Annotated in this window: 1 protein-coding gene and 1 pseudogene; one reads left to right on the top strand and one right to left on the bottom strand. The window is 69.4% G+C overall.

The window, feature by feature from the left end; all coding sequences use genetic code 11:
• Nucleotides 1-198 (top strand): annotated as a pseudogene (locus U4E84_RS17175) (M42 family peptidase); the annotation flags it as partial.
• Between the two features lie 23 nt (nucleotides 199-221).
• On the opposite strand, the gene U4E84_RS17170 reads toward U4E84_RS17175, so the two are convergent.
• Nucleotides 222-1,492 (bottom strand): MFS transporter (locus U4E84_RS17170; protein ID WP_322533316.1); only part of this gene is annotated, 1,271 nt, incomplete at its 5' end.

Below are 1,492 nucleotides of genomic sequence, written 5' to 3'. Positions count from 1 at the left end.
GTGCTGCCGGCCGGGGGCACCGACACCGCGGGGTTCCAGAACACGGCGGGCGCGAAGCCCGTCGGCGCGATCTCGATCCCGACGCGGTACCTCCACACCGTCACCGAGACCGCGGACGGCGGCGACGTCGAGGCGACGATCGACCTGCTGACGGCCTTCTTGGAGTCGGAGACGGGCGAGCACGACTACACCCTCTGAACGAGATGTTCCGCTGATCGGAATCAGTCGTCGCCGGGGACGGGCCCGCCCGGCTCCCGGTGAGCGCGGTGGGCCGCGCGCGCCTGCCACGCGAAGCCCGTCGTCGCGAACGCGATGAACGCGGCCGCCAAGAGGAACCCCGTCTCGGTGGTGGTGAAGTCCATCGTGGTGCCGACTAACACCGGGCCGACAACCTGCCCGACCTTCCACGAGACGGAGCGTAAGCTCATCGCGCTGGCGACGGAGTCGTACGCCTCGCCCTCGGTGACGAACAGCGACATGCTCGCGGGCAGGCGGATCGAGTCGGCGATCCCGAGCAGCGAGTAGGCGGCGAACAGCGCGAAGAAGGCCCCGCCGAGCGTCTGCGAGTCGCCGAGGTACGAGACGGTGACCGGCGAGACGGTCCCCTCGAAGTACGCCGCGAGCGGGATCGTCGCCGTGCCGACGCCGTACAGGAGCGCGCCGACCGCGACGAACAGGTACGTGCGCTCGTAGCGGTCGGTGAGGTCGCCGACGAACCCCTGCGTGAGCGCCTTCGTCAGCTTCCCGCCCGCCATGATCCAGCCGATGGCGAACGCCGAGATGCCGAACGTCGTGCGGGCGTAGATGGGGAGGAAGATGATCACCGCCATCTTCCCGACGCTGAAGGTGAACCGGAAGAACACCAGGGCGCGCAGCATCGGGAGGCCTAAAAGCGACCGGAACGTCTCGATCCCGCCCGCCTCCTCGGGGTCCGTCCGGCCGCCGGGGTTGTCGCGGAGGAAGGCGAAGACGAGGGCGAAGGCGGCGAGCGTGACGAGGGTCAACACGAGGTACGTCTCGGAGAACCCGTACGCGTACAGGAGGTAGCCGCCGACGAGGTCGCCCGCGAGCGACGAGACGGAGGCGAACTGGTTGTACGAGCCGAGCCACCGCCCCCGCTCGTCGTCCGGGCTGATCTCGCCGATCACCGTCGCGCCGGTGATCCAGAGGACGCTCGCGCCGAGCCCCTGGACCATCCGCACGAGGACCACGTGAACGGAGCTGTCGACGAAGGCGAACCCGACGAAGACGGCGACGTTGATCAGGAAGCCGCCGAGCAGCCACCGCTTCGCGTTGCCGGTGTCGACCTTCCGCCCCAGTGGGAGGACGATGACCAACTGCACGATCGCGAAGGCGGTGCCGAACAGGCCCTCGACGAACCCGGTGGTGCCGAACAGGTCGGCGTACAGCGCGAGGGCGATGAGGATCGTCGAGTACGCCTGGCTACGGGCGAACGCGGTCCCCGCGAGGGCCGCGAACTCCCGGTCCGCGA

Origin of the sequence: Halorubrum sp. AD140 (assembly GCF_034497445.1) — an archaeon.
Taxonomy (GTDB): domain Archaea; phylum Halobacteriota; class Halobacteria; order Halobacteriales; family Haloferacaceae; genus Halorubrum.
The sequence above is the reverse complement of the archived record's forward strand: the minus strand, read 5'-3'. Positions and strand labels throughout refer to the sequence as shown.